This is a genomic window from Clostridium sp. CTA-6 (assembly GCF_054768115.1).
Genome location: NZ_BAAAAU010000006.1, coordinates 1 through 17,893, shown reverse-complemented (window position 1 = coordinate 17,893; position 17,893 = coordinate 1). Strand labels below are relative to the sequence as shown.

Genomic DNA, 17,893 nt, shown 5'->3' with positions numbered 1-17,893 from the left:
TCGTATTTTCCATTCGAAAATTGTTTATTTAATTATGATATTAACTATGATTTGCCCAATGGCTGGATATAAACTGTACAATAATGGCATGCTTGAGGGAACGTTAAGCGGCAAATTTATTGGAAATCCATCTATTGCTGGAGCGGTAGGTGGAGGGATTTTATTTGCAATACTAACCCTGTTAGAGTTCAATAGGGTACATAAATATGAAATAGAAGGACTAACAAATAGTATTGTATCTCCCTTGGTACTAAATGTGGGGAGATTATTTACCATAGGAATAGCGGCCACTGTTACTGTTTCTATTACTTCAGCCCTTTATTATCCATATACAGTTATAAAAATGGGTAATGTTTTTGATATATATACCTACTTAAATAGCTTCTTTCTTTTGATACTTCCATCTATACTGCTATCAATTTTAGCAGCTTCTGCGCTTTATCAGATTTTCTATCGTGTAGATCTTAGTATGGCTGCATTTATTCTATTAATGCTACCAAACTTAATTGAAGGTTTACCTATTGGAAATATCCTGCATTGGATAAAACCTTCAGTTCCAGCACTGTCAGATTATTTTAGTAATACACAAGTATTTCGTTTAATGAAGCATAATAGACTATTTTGGTTTTTAATATTTGGTGGTTTGTGGTTAATTGGGTTGTTAAGTGTACGATGTTATGGCAAAAGAATATTGGGTTCTATGCTTTATAATTCAAGGAAAGTTTATATTCCTTTAATTGCTATAGCAATGATTGGTAGTGGATGCTATGCTTTTATAAATCAACCTGATGTTTTTCTGGTATCTAAAGAAGGAATTATTGAAATGATTAATAATGATTCGGCGGACAGTTCTGATAAGGTGAATAAAGAGATTCAGTTGTTAAACAGTGATTTGAAAATTTCATTTGATGGAAGTAAAGGGAGTCTTTCTGGAAAGGCGGTATATTCACTTGAAAATTTGAGCAACAATACACAGGAATGCAGATTCACAATAAATCCAGGATATACCATTCATGAAATAATTGTAAATGATAAAAAGGTTACATTTAAAAAATTAAAGAACATAAGAAATAATATTATATTTAATGTACCTAAGGAAAAGAATATTAAGCTCGCTATAGAATATGAGGGAAGGCCTAAAATTCTATATTTCTTGAGTGATTTTCTTCTGAATACTAATATTAGCAACAGATATATAGATTTAGACAGTGGTTTTATTCCTAATATAAAAGTACCAAACAGCAAGGATAATCCTGAACTTGCATGTAAGCTTACCATGCCTGCTGGGATTATGCCAGTAGTGGATCCATCACAAGAGAATGAGAACGGTAAAGCAGTAGCAAACTTAACTGGGGATAGCACGAAGTTACTTTCAGAGGATGGGGATAAGAAAACATGGCTTGTTCATCTTAGGGGAACTCGATTCTCTTTAATGGCGGGTGATTATGTTATGAAGCAGCTAGGAAATGAAGAAATGCCCATAAACTTTTACTATAGCAGTAAACATGAGGATACTATGAAAAATATGAGTGCTGAAAAAGTGATGAAGGATACTATTGATTATTGTATTAGTCATTATGGAAAGTTAAATAATGTTGCTAAAAATTCACCCTTAAAAATAGTAGAAAAAACAGCCTTATTTCCAGGAGGACTAGCATTGCCTAATTATAGTACCATAGGAGAATTCTGTTTTAATGATGAAAATTTAAGTGATAAATCAAAGGGAGCATCTGCTGCTGAAACACTGGCTCATGAACTTGCTCATCAGTGGTGGGGAGTGCACACTGTAGGTTCCGGGGGGAATAATAGAAATTGGTCAGCGGAAGGCCTTGCTGTTTATACAACTTACCGAGTTGCTAAGAAAACCCATGGAGAAGAATATGCCAAAAAAAATTATGTGGACATATGGAAGGCTCGTGTGAAAGAAAATAATAATAATTTTTATACTAGGCATCCAGAATATTTAAAAATATTGCCCAAAAGGTATGTTCAAGATATTGATGGCAATGATAGAGTCTTGCGACAATACTCAAAATTACCTCTTCAAATTTTGAAAGCCTCAAAGTTAGTCGGGGGCGAAGATAAAATGGATGAAATTTTAGCTAAATTATATAAAAATAAATCAAAAACACAAATTACATGGCAGGATTTTTTAAATGCTTGTGAGCTAAAAGGGGAGGAGTTAAACCTTGAATAGAATATTTAAATATGAACTTAAAAGGCTGATTATAAATAAATTTTTCTTAGGATTACTTATTATTTCTGCTTTGTATAGCTATGAAGTTATGCGTGGAGAGATAATTCTTGGGATTTCAAATACGGCCCCATTCTCTGGCTGGAGCTATGGAACATACCTTGCTAAAGTGTTGCCAATATTGCTTGTTACACTGCTATTTTTTATATCTTTTCTTTATCAAAAACAGGAAAAGAGCGTACAGGTGTTAACTAAAGCAACTCCTATTGACCCATTTAAGTTTCAAATGATTCGCTTTGGAACTATTATTATAGGCTTTGTTTTAATTTCTGCGGTTCCTATTGTCTATAGTTTGTACTTCTATGCTGTGAATTTTAACTTTACTAATTTTGGAAAGCTTGTGTTGCCGGCAGTCATAACACTGCTACCAGCTATGCTGTTTATGTTTGGCTTAGGAACTTTGGGAGGGCGATATCACCAAGGAGTAATTTTTATACTTATGGCAGCGGTGATGTTAGTAAGTTTCATTCCATTGCCATATGCAGTTGATTTATTTGGAGGAAACTTCTTTACAAAATATCCAGAATCTCTTGATTTAGTTGAACCAGCATTCTCAATACCTGTAAGCGTAGTAATTGGAAAGTTTATGTATGGACTAACTGGACTTGGAATGATGCTACTATCTGGTATTCAAAAGAAAAAGTAAGTATTTTATTGAAATAATCTTTTCAACAGTTTGTTATAACAATTGTAGGCAGTTTGTTATATGTAAAATATGAGGATACTAATCAAAAAATATGGTAAAAAGTGATATTTAATCTTATAATAATGATTAAGGCTATTAGATTTTGTTCCCCAAAGTTTAATAGCCTTATATTCTATGTTAGGGAGGTATAATAATTAATGAAAAAAATCCTTATTATTGAAGATGATGAAGTTATAAGAGAAGAATTACAAAATTTTTTAATAAAATATGGATATGAAGTAAAAGCACCTATAGATCTTAATAATATAATAAAATATGTTGAAAATGAACATGCAAACCTTATATTATTAGACATAAATCTTCCACTATATGATGGTTATTATATATGCAGAGAAATACGTAAGACTTCAGATGTTCCAATTATAATAGTTACAAGTAGAGATAGTGATGTAGATGAATTAATGAGCATAAATTTAGGGGCAGATGATTTTATAACAAAGCCATATAACACAGAAATATTATTAGCAAGGATAACAAATATATTAAAAAGAACCTATGGAAACTTAAAAACTAATAATATATTAAATTACAGAGATTTTAATTTAAATCTTTCAAATGCAACGGTTATTTATAAAGATAAATCCTTAGAGCTAACTAAAAATGAGGTTAAGATACTTTCCTATTTGATAAATAACAAGGGTAATATAGTAAAAAGAGATTTACTTATGGAATACTTGTGGAAATCAGATTATTTTGTAGATGATAGCACCTTAACTGTTAATATTAATAGATTAAGAAAAAAGCTTCAAGAGATAGGCATAGAGAATCCAATAGAAACAAGGAGAGGGTTAGGGTATATAATGCCATGAGTATAGGTGAATTTATTAAAGACAAAATGGTAGTAATAATATGTAATATGCTAATATTTGTTGTAATAGCGGCTATAATGGCTGCCATTAAAGTTAGTTTAATTATAATTTTATCTGCATTTTGTATTTGGTTTTTGCCATTAGTTTCATATATGTCTTTGCAATTTATAAAATATAAAAATTATTATGATGAAGTTGATAGCATATTAGAAAACTTAGATAACAAATATTTACTCCCAGAAATAATAAGGGAAGCAAACTTTATAGAAGGGGAAAAGCTTAATTCTATACTTAAAGAAATAAGCAGAGATATGCACGAAAATGTAAAATACTATAAGGATATGCAAGAAGATTATAGAGAATACATAGAGACATGGGTACATGAAATTAAAACACCAATAGCCTCTACAAAGCTGATAATTGAAAATAATCGAAACGAAGTAACTAATAAAATAGACTTTCAGATGGATAGAATTGAGGGGTTTGTAGAACAGGTGCTTTATTATTCTCGAAGCAATAATGTGAGTAAAGATTATATCATAAAACAAATTAACCTTGACTTAGTAGTAAGGAATGTAATTAAAAGAAATTATAGAGATTTTATTCATAAGAAAATAAAATTAGATATAAAAGATATTGATGAAATTGTGCATAGTGATGGAAAATGGATTGAATTTATTATTAATCAGATAATAGTAAACTCTATAAAGTACTCAAATAGCAAAGAGCCAATGATAAGTGTATATTCAACTAAAAAAGCTAATTCAGTAATGTTAACCATAGAGGATAATGGAGCTGGAATAATAGACAAAGATATAAATAGAGTCTTTGAAAAAGGATTTACCGGTGAAAATGGAAGAAAATTTAGCAAAAGTACAGGAATGGGCTTATATCTATGTGAAAAGCTTTGTTCAAAATTGGGGCTAAAAATTATTATTGTCTCTGAGGTAAATAAGGGAACTAAAGTTACATTAATATTTCCTCTGTCAAGTATGGCAACTTTTACAGATGATTAAGGAAAAATTATTAGAGGATACAGATATAAATAAAATACTGAAAAGTAATAGAACTTAGGATATGCTTTTTGAAGGGATAATTGGAATTTCGTGTATAAAAGAGACCTAAACATTAGTAAACATCTAGTGTTTGGGTCTTTCATTCTTATCCCTTTTAATTTTTTGATAACAAAAATAACTATTAAGTTTATCGAAATTTGTAGTACGAAATTTATTTTACAATTAATAGAAAAATATTTACAAATTTAATAAAAAGGATTAAAATGGTAATTGTTATCAAGAAGTATTGATAATGATATTCAATAAACAGCAAAGGAGTGGTATTTTGATTTAAAATAATAGCAGATTATTTTATTTATCAGAGTAGTTTTATTAAAAAACATATTATATAAATTAATGAGAAAACAAACAGGAGGAATGCAAAATGTATATGAATTTAGCACAAAAAATTAATGATGATTATTATCATCCAGAGGTTAAACTTGAAACAAATTTATTAGAATCATCCCCAATATATTTAGGGTGCAATATATGGAGAGAAAGTCTATTAGAAAAGATGATGGATTTAAATACAGATAAGTTTTTCTTAATTACAGACGATGTTGTATACAATTTGTTTGGAAATGAACTATTACAATATATGAATGAAAAAGTTTCAGTAAAATTAATTAAATTGCCATCAGGTGAAAAACATAAAAATATAAAAGTGTTTAATGATTTAATGGAAGATTTATTTGATAACAATGTAACTAAAAGTTCAATTTTAATTTCATTAGGTGGAGGTGTTGTAGGGAATATTACAGGATTGGCTGCTGCTTTAGCATTTAGAGGTATTAGGTTTTTTCATATACCTACAACATTTATGTCTCAGACTGATAGCATTCTTAGCAGAAAACAAGGGATTAATTCTTTTTATGGTAAGAATATGATTGGATCATATTATACACCTTTATTTAATTTTATAGATACTTCATTCTTAACATTTGATAGTGAAAGATTTATAAGAGGTAGTTTTGTTGAAACTGTTAAAAATGGATTCATATATAATGCAGATTTTTTAAATAAACTTAAATCAGTAATTAAAAATGATTTTAATGTTAACCAAGAAGGCGTTTTTAATTTAGTAAAAATGAGTATTGAATCAAAGTTACCAATAATGAAAGCAGATCCAACTGAAAAGGGTTTAGCTATGATTCTAGAATATGGTCATACCGTTGGACATGCAATAGAAAAGCTTTCATATGGAAAACTATCACATGGAGAAAGTGTATCAATTGGTATGATGGTTGCTGCTCGCGTAAGTGAAAAACTTGGTTACTTAAGTAAACAGGATGTTAAGGAGCATTTGGATATATTATCAGCATTGAAGACACCTACCAAAATTCCTTCAAATATAAAAATTTCTGACATAATTAATAGAATAAAACTAGATAATAAAAAAGATATGAATGGTATAAGGTTTGTTATTCTTGAAAACATAGGAAAATGCATAAACACTGATGGTAGTTATATGATTAAAGTTCCTTTTAATATAATCAATGAGGCTATAGAAGAAACTTGTTAATTTTAGTGAATTTATTATAAAAATATACTAGATTTAGAAGCTTAAAATAGGATATTTGATTTCAAAATTTAGAGGAGGACAATATGTTAAAACTTGCTTATAATACAAATGGATTAAGAAATATGCCATTAGAAGAAGCTATAAAACAAATATCAAATCATAACTATGATGGAGTAGAAATATCTTTGCATAAACAACATTTTCATCCATTAGATATTAATATAGAAGAAGTAAAAAAAATAAAATCAACATTAAAAAGTTCTGGCTTAGTTTTATCTGATATAGCAACAGGTTGTGATAATATTTTAAGTGATGAGAAGTTTGAGCCATCTATAATTTGTAAGGATTCTATTGGTAGAAAAAAACGTATTGAATTGCTTGTTAAAACAGCTGAATTTGCTGAATATCTAGGTGTTGATGTAATTAATTTTGCCACAGGATTCAAATCCGATAAAGTTTCCAGTAATGAAGCATACGATTATTTGAAACAAGGGATAAATTATTTATTAGTAAAATGCCCAAACACAACATTTGCTTTAGAACCTGAACCAGGTATGTTTATTGAAAAAACAGAACAAGCTATAAATTTAATTAACGAAATAAATAATCCAAGACTAATGTTAAACTTAGATATTGGACATGTATATTGTTGTGAAGAAGATCCTATTTTATCTATTAGAAAAAGTATTCCTTATACAAGGCATATTCATATAGAAGATATTAAAAATAGAGTTCATTATCATCAAATACCAGGTACAGGAGATATTGATTTTAATACAATTCTTAAAGATTTAATTAAATATAACTATCAATATTACATTAGTGTAGAACTATATCATCATGCTGATGACTGGAATAATGCTTTAGATAAGAGTATAAAATACTTGAAACAAATAGAACAGCATATAAGAGAATTTTCTAGTATGGAATTAGTACAATAAAGTTAAATGATTATGAATGAAACTTTATAAAATCTATAATAGAGTAATCATTAATTTTATAAAAAGTTGGAAGAAGGAGTTATTATGAAGGGATTGAAATTAATTTCTCCCGAGGTAATAAAAAAAATAGATTTAGATATACCTCAAAACATACCTAAAGGACATGCTTTAATAAAAATAAATACTATAAGTCTTTGTGGATCAGATTATAAATTATTTTATGGTAATTATAGTGGACCTTGTAGGTATCCTTTATACTTTGGTCATGAGTGGTCTGGAGAAGTTGTTGAAATAAATGATGATACCTCAAACATTAAAATTGGAGATAAGGTAACAGGAGATTGTTCCAAATGGTGCGGCAATTGTTGTTTATGTAAAGAAGATAAAAATTTATGTAGCAACATTGAAAAGTTTGGAATAACTATTGATGGATATTCAAGACAATATGCAGTTGTAGAAACAAAATATTTATATGTAGCACCAATGGAAACATCTTTTGATGTTCTTGCTCTAACAGAATGTTTTTCAGTAGCACTGCATGCTATAAAAAAGATAGAATCAATGTTAGATAAAAAGGATAGATGCATATTAATAATAGGTGGAGGAGCAATAGGATTATCAATTTATTTATTATTAAAATTTAAGTTTAACTATTGTAATATCAAACTTATGGAAATTGATGATAGTAAAAAAGATTTTATTAGTAAGATCTTTGATGTGAATTTTGCAAGTGAAAAAAGCCTTGAAGTAAATAATAGTTCATACAGTGAAATTTCAAAACATTGTAACTATGATATTATTTTTGAAGCAAGTGGAAATATAGAAGCATTTCAGCAAGCTTTATATTTAATCAATCCTAATGGACATATTATAACACTAGGAATGTATCCTAATAAAAATGTAACTTTATCACCAATTACTTTGAAATCAATTAAAGTTCATGGAACAATTGGAGGAACACATGAATTTGATGAGGTTATTAAGTTTTTAATTTCAAATAAAGATGAAGTTAAAAAGATGATAACACATACCTATGGATTGGATGATGCTAGTATGGGATTTCAAGTTAAAGATAAGAGAATTAAAACTCAAATAAATTTATGCTAATATAAAATATATTTTATATTAAATTGTATATTTACAGGTATACAGGTAGTCTAAGTTTAAATTGGACTACCTGTTTTTGATATATAAATTTATTTTTCAATTTACAAAGTGGCATCTCGTGTTACTATTGAGTTAGAAAAAAGGGATTGCTCAATAAAAACGATAAAAACATAAAGAATAACGATAAATAATTATTGTAATTATTTAAGACATGATATATAATATGGATGAAAACAATTAATAAAAATTATTTTAGAGTGAGGTAATTCTTATGAAAGAGAAAATAAGTTCAAAAATATTAAATGGATTAGTAATTGTGGGGATTATTTTAACAATTCTTACCCTTATAAGTATTCCTTTAGTGTTGACAGCATTTTTTAAGACATCAGGAATGAAGGTAGAAACATCAAATATAGAGTGGATATTGACAGCATTTATTTACCTATGTGCAGTTCCTTATTTGATAGCATTATTTAAATTTAAAAGAATTTGTAAACTGCTTACAAGTGAAAATTCCTTTTCACCAATTATATCAAAGGAGTTTCAAATCCTTGCAATTTGTGCATTTTCTGAGGCGTGTATTTATCTTTTGAGCAACATATTTTTATACGTATTATTTGATTTTTATCTATTTGCAATGACTATATTACCTTTGATAGTTGTAATTTTTATATCAATAACAGTAGGTTTTTTATTTTTGATAATGTCTAACATATTCAAAGTAGCTGCTGAAATCAAAGAAGAGAATGACTTAACATTTTAAAAGGGGGAAATCAAATATGATTGTAGTTAATTTGGATGTTATGATGGCAAAACGCAAAATATCTTTAACAGAGTTATCGGAACAATTAGGAATGACCATGGCAAATGTATCAAACTTTAAAAATCATAGGGCAAAAGCTTTTCGATTTACTACCCTTGATGCTTTGTGCAGAATACTACAATGCCAGCCAGGAGATATTTTAGAGTATAGGGAAGATAAAGATTTAGAAAATGAGAATAAGGATGAAAAAAGCAATGATTAGGACATATGATATTGCAATTATTGGCTTAGGGCCTTCTGGTTCTATACTTGCACAACTGCTTTCTAAAGGATATAAAATTATTGCTATTGACAAAAAAAATTCCAGGGAAAAGGGATTTAAGAAACCTTGTGGTGGATTGCTTTCTTCCCATGCCCAGAAAGCATTGGCAGAGTTGGATATTACACTTCCAAAGGATGTTATGGTGGATCCTCAGATTTTTGCTGTTAAAACTATAGATCTGAAAAATACTCTCCTTCGATATTATCAACGGTTTTATATTAACATTGATCGTCATAAATTTGATTTATGGTTAAAATCACTTATTCCAAATCACGTGGAGGTTTATAGCAATTCTTATTGTTCTTCTATTGAAAAAATACCAGAGGGTTATAGGGTAACTTTTTATGAAAAGGGTGTAAAGCAGGTTATTATCACTAAATATCTGGTAGGGGCAGATGGTGCAAATTCTATGGTACGTCGATTGATGTATCCCAAAAAGAAAATACGGGCTTATATGTCAATTCAGCAATGGTTTTCTGAAATAAATGATAATCCTTTTTATTCCTGTATTTTTGATTTGGAAAACACAGATTGCTGTTCTTGGTCCATTTCAAAAGATAACAAGTTTATTTTTGGCGGTGCATTTCCTATACATAATTCTCGGGAGCGCTTCGAAAATCAGAAAAAAAAGTTAGAAAAAATTGGATTTAGGTTTGGAAAACCTATAAAAACTGAGGCTTGTATGGTACTTAGACCATCATCATTTTATGATTTTTGCTGTGGAAAGGAAAATGCTTTTTTAGTTGGGGAGGCTGCGGGATTTATCAGTCCAAGTTCACTGGAGGGAATCAGTTCAGCCATTAACAGCGCCCGAGTTTTGAGTGAAGTGCTAAATACCCATAGTAAAAACCCTAATAAAAAGTACTGGTTAAAAACCTTTAATATTCGTTTCAAAATCTTCTTAAAACTACTTAAATGCCCCTTTATGTATAATCCATTTTTACGTAAGCTTGTGTTAAAAAGCGGATTGAAAAGTATTGATATTGCTTCAACAAAGGGGGAAGTGATTAATTAAAAAGATTGTTATTAAGTGATATTTTTGTTTAAATAACTTATTCTATGGTAATATAATTTAAGAAAATCAACAAATTTAATAGGCGAAGTAGCAGAAAACTATATAGGTATAGAAAATAATAACAAAAAGATAATACAAGTTTATTGTTAGAAAAATGGATACAGATATAAATAAAATACAATAAGAATCTAAAAGCTTTCACTTAGTGGAAGCTTTAATTTTTTCACATTTATATGCTTTATTTTGGGATTTGTGTAGAATTCTATAAAAATAATTATATATATGTAATATTTTATGGTAAAATATACATGATATTATATATAGCTGGATATTGCTATATTGATACTTTGAAAATAAAGGATTTTAACAATATTTAAAGTACAAGTGTTTAAATATTGTGTAACTAATGTCTATAATTGGAAGTTGGAAAAACATAACTATTATTTTAGATAATAGTTATTTTACTAATTAGTTAGATGAAATAAATATATAAATTACATTCAAAAAGGAGAAAAATATGCAATTTGATAAAGAGTTTTTAGATAATCTAAATAAATTAATAATATCATTAAAACTTGCACAACGAGCTGAGTTAATTAATGAAGATAACAATAAAAATATTATTGATAAGCTATACGTTGATCCTTTGCCTAATGAAGCAATATTTAAACAGGTAATTGAAGATTCTACTGTATTTTTAATAGGAAGAAAAGGAACAGGTAAATCCACAATATTTGCAAAAGCACAAGAATATTTTAGACATCAAAATAAAGAAATATCAGCATATATTGATGTTAAAACACTATATGGTAAATCCATATCTCAAGATATTAAAGTCGACTCATACAATGAACATATACAAAAATTATTGTTATTACAGAATTTTATGTTACAAGTGTTGAGTGAATTGATTGATGAACTTGAGGAAAGTTTAGAGAATAAAAATATAGTTGGAAAAATAATAAAAAAAGGTAAGTATAAGCAAGCAAGATTAGCGCTTACAAATCTTAAAGAAAATATAAAAATACCGAAATTTGCAGATGTTAGTCTTATTATTCAAAGCACAAACCAATTAAAAGAGGCTAGTAGCAATGAAAGTAGCAATAATACAACTGCTCGAATGAAAGAGAATGCATCTATAAAAGATGTGTCGCTTGAAGTATCTTATGATGAATCAATAGGTATAAAAAATAGTTCATCTGAAGAAGAAATGAAACAATTTTCATCACTTTTACTAAGGCATTTTAGTATAAAAGAATACATGGAAAAGATATCTTCGGAATTGAAATCATTAGGTATAATGAGGGTACATATATTTTTAGATGATTTCTCTGAAATAGATTTTGAAGCTCAACAAGTTTTTGTTAATACTATATTAGCACCATTAAATAATTGGTCTGAAAAATTTTTTAGATTTAAGATAGGGTCATATCCAAAAAGAATTTTTTATGGTGATATAGATAAGGGAAAAATAAATGAAATAAGTTTAGACTATTATAACATTTATAAAGTTAAGGATTTACCCGAACTTGAAGAAAAGGCTATTGATTTTTTAGATAGACTCTTAACAAAAAGGTTTGAATTTTATCTTAATGAACAGCCTTCGATAATATTTCAGATAGATTCTAAAGATAATACATGGGATAGTTATAAAGAGCTATTATTTCAGGCATCCATGAATATACCTAGAGTGCTTGGATACATACTTCACTATTGTTATCAAAGTGCAGTAATATATGATAAAAAGATAACTAAAGCATTGATTGAAGAAGCAACTCAAAAATATTATGAGAATCAAGTTGTTTATTATTTTGAAAAAACTAATTATTTAGCGGAAGCATTTAATGAGAACCTTGATAGACATGCGCAACAGATTCTTCTAAGTAAAATTATTGATAAATCTAAAGAATTAAAATCAAAACTTGCGAATGAGAATACAGTATTGTTTAAAGATATTCCAAAGAATAAAATCCCAACAAGCCATTTCTATATAAAAAAAGGATATGAGAAGTTTTTTTATTCCTTGGAATTAAATTATTTTGTAACAAAATATTATGAACAATCTGATAGAGATGGAGTAAAAATAAGTATTTATTCTATAAATTATGGATTATGTAAGGCAAATAATATACTATTTGGAAGACCAAAGGGCAATACAAAATATAGAAAATATTATATCTCAAGATATTTTGATAATAATGATTTATTAGAGAAATATTTATTGGGACAAACTAGATATGTTTGTGGCCAATGTGGAGAAGTGTATGATTTTAATGAATATGATATTTTAAATAAAATAGGAATGATCTGCTATAGAGGTTGCCGTGAGGTAGGTTTTATTGAAGAGAAATATTATTTTGATGATAAAGATTTATTTAAAAGTGTGAATAAAGAAGATTTATTATCAGAGATCGAATTGGATATTTTACATGTACTAAATCAGAATGAAAATTTAAATTTATATGCTACATTAATTGCAAAAGAATTAGATACATCTTATCAATTAATATCTAAACGTTCGGTGGTATTAGAAGACAAAAACCTATTAACAAAGCACCAGTTATATGTTGATGGGGACAATAGGAAAATATATAAAATTACAGATAAAGCAAAAAAAATATATTTTGGAATGAAAAATTAAGCATCGTGATGAATAGTATTGTTTTTAATAAACTAGGTAATTGTAATAAATTAAGAGTTAGACAAAGGAATAATTCTTTAAGTTATTAGATAAAAAATATTTAGGATTATAAATATAAAAATTATTTTATAATTAAGAAACTATTTTTATGAAATTTTAAGTATATGTTCAAGTTCCAACTATCCTATATACATTAGGCTAATAATGTGAATTTGAGATAGTATTATTAAATAAATTTTAGCAAGCGTCGGCAATTTCATCACTAGATGAAATATTTATAAAGGAAGTAGATAATATGAAGACAATTAGAGAAGTAGAAGAGAACATACTTGATCTTGAGTACAAGAAGTATAGAATCCTTAAGAGAAGTTATAATACAGCTATAATTCATCTGCTAAAGGTATATGGAGACTTATATAGAGATTTTAGAAGTGATGACACGCTAGAGTTATCCTATTATCATAAGCAATACTCATTATCGTTTTTGACTGGTGGATTAGCACGGTGTATAAAATGGATTGCCATTGAAAATAATCAACTGAATGAAGAACATACTATTAGTAGGGAAATTGACAAAGAGGCAATTGACTTTTTAATTTGGGGCTATAATTATGAGAGATTGACAAATGAACATGTAGCACTTAATAGGGGCTTATGTGAGGGAACAATTGATCCTGAAAAAAAGACAATAGAATTTATTTCCAAAGAACAAATTCCTAATATGAATATTAGCCAATTTGAATTTGATAGGCTTTATATAGAAAAGATAGAGCAATCCGCCCCTTTAGAAGAATTGAAGAATAATTTTAATGAATGGTATGAGGAATTCAAGTTTAGTTTTGACGAAATCGATATTCCATGGGAGAAGGTTAGAGATTTAGAAGTTTATAATCATATAATAAATTGGTTAAGGGATGAATTCTTTTTTGATTTAAGAAAAGAAACGACATTTGGGTCTTACGGTGTGGAAGATTTCGTAAAAGTATACTCTGCATTGTTTATCAACTTTATTTATTATACATGGTATGAAGACTACATTGACTTAAATTTTGGATTAGAAAATCATCTAGGATCATGTATTGTTACTCTAGGCATGGAAGATTTTATATCATGGTTAAGTGAAATGTCATTGGTAGAGAGAAAGAAAGTCAATGAAATTGTTAATGATTTGACTATTAATTTACATAACTTTCATTCTAAATTAGTTTTCCAACCATTTATTTGCTTAAATGATATAGTTTATGTTTCACCGAGATTATTAATATCTATTGATCCACGAAGGATGTTTTTTGGTGCAATAAATTCGGTGAAGAAACCAATATATGATTCAATTGTAAAAAGTATAGAAGAATTTAATTTACAAGAGATAGAATCATATCTTAAGGGACTTAATTGTGAAATTTATATAGATAAGAAAATATCAAAAAGAGGAAAAGTGTTGACCCCAGATTTACTTTTAGTCGATAGAAAAAACAAGATATTTGTAATAGGGGACTACAAGCATTTTTTAAGACCAATTGGCATATTAGACGTAAGTAATAAAAGCGGAGAAGTTATAAAAGCTATCAAACAAATTAACGAGTACTACGATTTTATTAATGATGAGGATATAAAGGTAAAAGAAGAAAACTTCAATTTTACTTGTTATAAGGGGTACAAACTACTCTTATTCCAATTCCCTATGCCATTACCTCTAAATGAAGATGAGGATATAATAATATATGATTGGACAAACCTTCAACAGATATTAATGGTACAAGAAATATATTCACTAAAAGAATTAATTTATTATATAGAAAGAAAAGTTGCAAATATTAAGATTAATTCTTGTAAATACTCATTTGTATCCCAAGATATTAATGTTGGCGAATGGACATACAAAAAATATATTTATGTGGCTGAAAAAGGGCAGTAATAACTTCATCTAACATAACACTCAAATGGGATTTGGCTTGAGAAGACAGTTAAGGCACATTTCTTCACCGGCGCAAGCACGCCAAAGAGGTATTCCTTTGTGCTTTGTTTATGAATAGATTGAGAGCGAGACATTGTATAAATTTTATCGCTCTTTTAACTTCCAATTATCCATATAATTTCTCATAATTCATAAAATAGGATAAGATGTATCTTATACCAATTAGACTAAAAATTGGACAGGGTGATTAAGTTAATAATGCTTGGTTAATATTTAGTTGTATTATTTTAATTAGCTATAAGCTCTTAATGCTTATAATGGTAAACTGAGATCAGTTATAAAAGTAATAGAGAGTACATGTATAATGTTTTCATGTATAATCTAAAATAAATCAATATATAAACTTATAGTTTTAAGACAAGTAACCATTCCTAAATTAACCATTATTCATTAGGGGGAATATATGAAGGTTTATAAGAAGAAGATAAGAACCATTGTTGTTGATGAAATAGAGTTTAAGTACTTGGTAGTTGAAGGTCCATATAAGATTATAGTGAGGATTTACTCTGCTGTATATAAGTCTACATTAATTGAAGTGCGTTTTGATTGGGAAAATGCTTATTTGATAAACTTATATAGACCCAAAATTGTAGAGTTGCTTATAAGGTATGGAATAAATAAAGGGTGGGATTATAATAAAGTAAATGCTGTATTAAAGATTAAGAATGGTATGAGCTTGATTGAAGTTCTAAATATTAAAAGCTAAAATTACTATTGTTACTTACAGTGATTAGTTTTAATTTTGTTAAGATTAATGTGTAGAGCAAGACCTATCCACTTAAAAATCGTTAATGGAATAAACCGCTTCCGATTATTTATATAATTGGACAAGTTATATTTATAGGCATTAGGATAATAACAAGAAGGTAAAGTATATAAAGATTTTATTTAAAAAGTGTGGTCAATGTAAATAACTGCAAAGTAAAGATTATTCATATAATCTTTAGATAAATTGTAATTTGACGATTTAAACAAGTCTCATTATAACAATAATTGAAAATCTATTTAAATACTATATGGGGGAAAAGGAAGTGAGAAGAAAAATAATATGGATAAACAAATGAGAGATATAACCACTTTAAAATATTATGAAGTAACAAAAAAAAATCCTGTAATAATGAAATTAGAAACAAGCAAAAGAAAAAAATTATATCATTATACAAATGAAATTGGGGCAAAGGGAATATTGAAAAGTAATAGCTTATGGGTTACTCATAGCAATTTTTTAGATGATACAACAGAAATAAAATATATTTCTATTGTATTAGATGGAGTAATAATGTATTTAAATCAAAATAAAGAGCTTTATGATATGGGAATTACCGGGCAAGTATATATTTATGAAGCTATTATTAAAACATTAGAAGCGCTAAGAGAAACATATAAAGAAGGAGCCCCAATTGATGGAGGAAACCTTTTTTTATTATCGTTAACAGAAAATAAAAATAATAAATACTTATTTGAAAATTATTGCAGGCAAGGTGGGGCTGTACTTGAGTTTAGGAATAATATACATGATATGTTTAAAGAAAACAAGTATATATTTCCTATATGTTCAGCAAAGGTAGTATACGATTGTGCCAAGCAGATGACAGTAATATTAGAAGACATTAATGAATTTTATTCAGAGCTGTTAAATACTTTAATTAATAAAAAAGCAGTTGATTATATGGAAATGATAGAAACGGTTAAGTCAATAATTACAATAAAAATAATAAATTATTCTTTTTTCTTTAAACATATTAGATTTTCTAAAGAAGAAGAATATAGGGTAGTGTTTTTAGTAGAAGAAGATTATAATGATGGAGTTGTAAAACATAGAACAAAATCAGCTAGAGAAATACCTTATATAGAAGCAAACTTTAAGAAAAAAAGTTTAATTAAAGCAAGATTTATTTAAATCTATATAAGGTATAATATGGTGATAGTTTTTTGAGAATTAGATTATATGTATATTTTCAATCATAACTTCTCATTATTCTTATAACACGATGCAGACAAATTCCAATTTGTCTGATTGAACAAAACTAGCTTAATATATAGTTTTGTTAATGCATATTTTCATAAATTTATTATATTATCTATATTGGTATGTAGATAATATTTATGGTTATTAACTTCCCATAATCCATATAATTGAATATGTTATGTTTATTCTTTAAAGAGACACGATATTAAGTGTCTCTTTGGTTCAGATAAACATCATTGCAAGGGGATTAGAGTTTACAGCGGATTGTAATTGATGCTCATCAATATGGGTATAGATTTCAGTTGTTGCAACACTTTCATGACCAAGAATTTGTTGAAGAGATCTAATATCTACTCTACCATATTTGTACATAAGAGTAGCTGCTGTATGGCGAAGCTTGTGTGTTGATATAGATTTTGGGTCAAGTCCAGAAGTAATAACATATTTTTTTACAATATTTTGAATAGCTCTTGTAGTGATACGGTTATTATAACTGTATTATCATAACGACCCTTAATAACGACAAGGTAACCTAGATATTGTTCAACTAATGGGCAAGTTGTGTTAGATTGCATATAATCACCTCTGTCTATATTGTTTACAAATTTAAACTAGTATAAACAAATGTTTAATATGTGACATATGAATGATGTAAATAACTAGTAATTTGGAGGTAAATTCTATGGATAACTTGCTTTTTATTGGATATGAATTTTTGACAGCGTTTGTTCCTTTTATTGTGACTTTCTTGATATTCAATAATATGAATAAACGTAAGGGTATATTAACATCAAGAATTCATTGTGGAATT

At 27.8% G+C, this 17,893-nt stretch carries 14 protein-coding genes and 1 pseudogene; 14 read left to right on the top strand and 1 reads right to left on the bottom strand.

Annotated elements, in window-relative coordinates:
* Window positions 1-34: 34 nt before the first annotated feature.
* From ACYUDJ_RS10440 to ACYUDJ_RS10375, 14 genes are all read left to right on the top strand, one after another.
* On the top strand, window positions 35-2,197 hold the full coding sequence (locus tag ACYUDJ_RS10440) for a M1 family aminopeptidase (protein WP_460289642.1): 2,163 nt from the start codon (window positions 35-37) through the stop codon (window positions 2,195-2,197).
* Entirely contained in the window at window positions 2,190-2,900 is a 711-nt protein-coding gene (locus ACYUDJ_RS10435) for a hypothetical protein (protein ID WP_003493770.1), read from the top strand. Before ACYUDJ_RS10440 ends, ACYUDJ_RS10435 begins: the two co-directional genes overlap by 8 nt.
* Before the next feature lie 197 nt (window positions 2,901-3,097).
* Window positions 3,098-3,769 (top strand): response regulator transcription factor, encoded by a 672-nt coding sequence (locus tag ACYUDJ_RS10430; protein WP_043032034.1) that lies wholly within the window; start codon window positions 3,098-3,100, stop codon window positions 3,767-3,769.
* Window positions 3,766-4,785: a sensor histidine kinase gene (locus ACYUDJ_RS10425; RefSeq protein ID WP_061326572.1), complete on the top strand. Its 1,020-nt coding sequence runs from the start codon at window positions 3,766-3,768 to the stop codon at window positions 4,783-4,785. The genes ACYUDJ_RS10430 and ACYUDJ_RS10425 overlap by 4 nt, the downstream gene beginning before the upstream one ends.
* Window positions 4,786-5,209: 424 nt before the next feature.
* Window positions 5,210-6,349 carry a 2-deoxy-scyllo-inosose synthase gene (locus ACYUDJ_RS10420; protein WP_460289624.1) on the top strand — a complete coding sequence of 380 codons (1,140 nt, stop codon included), beginning with the start codon at window positions 5,210-5,212 and terminating at the stop codon, window positions 6,347-6,349.
* An 83-nt stretch (window positions 6,350-6,432) separates the two neighbouring features.
* Complete coding sequence (locus tag ACYUDJ_RS10415) at window positions 6,433-7,290, top strand: sugar phosphate isomerase/epimerase family protein (protein WP_460289623.1); 858 nt, start codon at window positions 6,433-6,435, stop codon at window positions 7,288-7,290.
* A gap of 84 nt (window positions 7,291-7,374) precedes the next feature.
* Window positions 7,375-8,397 (top strand): zinc-dependent alcohol dehydrogenase, encoded by a 1,023-nt coding sequence (locus ACYUDJ_RS10410; protein ID WP_460289622.1) that lies wholly within the window; start codon window positions 7,375-7,377, stop codon window positions 8,395-8,397.
* 271 nt (window positions 8,398-8,668) lie between these two features.
* Window positions 8,669-9,160: a DUF2975 domain-containing protein gene (locus tag ACYUDJ_RS10405; RefSeq protein WP_460289621.1), complete on the top strand. Its 492-nt coding sequence runs from the start codon at window positions 8,669-8,671 to the stop codon at window positions 9,158-9,160.
* 16 nt (window positions 9,161-9,176) lie between these two features.
* A complete protein-coding gene (locus ACYUDJ_RS10400) occupies window positions 9,177-9,422 on the top strand; it encodes a helix-turn-helix domain-containing protein (protein ID WP_460289620.1) in 246 nt (81 codons plus the stop codon).
* A complete protein-coding gene (locus ACYUDJ_RS10395; RefSeq protein ID WP_460289641.1) occupies window positions 9,415-10,497 on the top strand; it encodes an FAD-binding protein in 1,083 nt (360 codons plus the stop codon). The genes ACYUDJ_RS10400 and ACYUDJ_RS10395 overlap by 8 nt, the downstream gene beginning before the upstream one ends.
* A 517-nt stretch (window positions 10,498-11,014) precedes the next feature.
* Window positions 11,015-13,138 carry a hypothetical protein gene (locus ACYUDJ_RS10390; protein ID WP_460289619.1) on the top strand — a complete coding sequence of 708 codons (2,124 nt, stop codon included), beginning with the start codon at window positions 11,015-11,017 and terminating at the stop codon, window positions 13,136-13,138.
* Window positions 13,139-13,433: 295 nt separating this feature from the next.
* Window positions 13,434-15,053, top strand: coding sequence for a hypothetical protein (locus tag ACYUDJ_RS10385; protein WP_460289618.1), 1,620 nt, complete (start codon window positions 13,434-13,436; stop codon window positions 15,051-15,053).
* A 463-nt stretch (window positions 15,054-15,516) separates the two neighbouring features.
* Window positions 15,517-15,819, top strand: coding sequence for a hypothetical protein (locus ACYUDJ_RS10380; RefSeq protein WP_460289617.1), 303 nt, complete (start codon window positions 15,517-15,519; stop codon window positions 15,817-15,819).
* A gap of 342 nt (window positions 15,820-16,161) precedes the next feature.
* Window positions 16,162-17,013: a DUF2971 domain-containing protein gene (locus tag ACYUDJ_RS10375; protein WP_163256136.1), complete on the top strand. Its 852-nt coding sequence runs from the start codon at window positions 16,162-16,164 to the stop codon at window positions 17,011-17,013.
* Between the two features lie 291 nt (window positions 17,014-17,304).
* On the opposite strand, the pseudogene ACYUDJ_RS10370 reads toward ACYUDJ_RS10375, so the two are convergent.
* Window positions 17,305-17,571: pseudogene (locus ACYUDJ_RS10370) on the bottom strand (tyrosine-type recombinase/integrase); the annotation flags it as partial.
* Between the last annotated feature and the right edge of the window lie 322 nt (window positions 17,572-17,893).

Excerpts from the sequence above, each read along its gene's own strand:
- ACYUDJ_RS10440 (WP_460289642.1), top strand. The coding sequence starts at position 35 with ATGATATTAACTATGATTTGCCCAATGGCTGGATATAAACTGTACAAT.
- ACYUDJ_RS10430 (WP_043032034.1), top strand. The coding sequence starts at position 3,098 with ATGAAAAAAATCCTTATTATTGAAGATGATGAAGTTATAAGAGAAGAA.
- ACYUDJ_RS10425 (WP_061326572.1), top strand. The coding sequence starts at position 3,766 with ATGAGTATAGGTGAATTTATTAAAGACAAAATGGTAGTAATAATATGT.
- ACYUDJ_RS10420 (WP_460289624.1), top strand. The coding sequence starts at position 5,210 with ATGTATATGAATTTAGCACAAAAAATTAATGATGATTATTATCATCCA.
- ACYUDJ_RS10415 (WP_460289623.1), top strand. The coding sequence starts at position 6,433 with ATGTTAAAACTTGCTTATAATACAAATGGATTAAGAAATATGCCATTA.
- ACYUDJ_RS10410 (WP_460289622.1), top strand. The coding sequence starts at position 7,375 with ATGAAGGGATTGAAATTAATTTCTCCCGAGGTAATAAAAAAAATAGAT.
- ACYUDJ_RS10405 (WP_460289621.1), top strand. The coding sequence starts at position 8,669 with ATGAAAGAGAAAATAAGTTCAAAAATATTAAATGGATTAGTAATTGTG.
- ACYUDJ_RS10400 (WP_460289620.1), top strand. The coding sequence starts at position 9,177 with ATGATTGTAGTTAATTTGGATGTTATGATGGCAAAACGCAAAATATCT.
- ACYUDJ_RS10395 (WP_460289641.1), top strand. The coding sequence starts at position 9,415 with ATGATTAGGACATATGATATTGCAATTATTGGCTTAGGGCCTTCTGGT.
- ACYUDJ_RS10390 (WP_460289619.1), top strand. The coding sequence starts at position 11,015 with ATGCAATTTGATAAAGAGTTTTTAGATAATCTAAATAAATTAATAATA.
- ACYUDJ_RS10385 (WP_460289618.1), top strand. The coding sequence starts at position 13,434 with ATGAAGACAATTAGAGAAGTAGAAGAGAACATACTTGATCTTGAGTAC.
- ACYUDJ_RS10380 (WP_460289617.1), top strand. The coding sequence starts at position 15,517 with ATGAAGGTTTATAAGAAGAAGATAAGAACCATTGTTGTTGATGAAATA.
- ACYUDJ_RS10375 (WP_163256136.1), top strand. The coding sequence starts at position 16,162 with ATGGATAAACAAATGAGAGATATAACCACTTTAAAATATTATGAAGTA.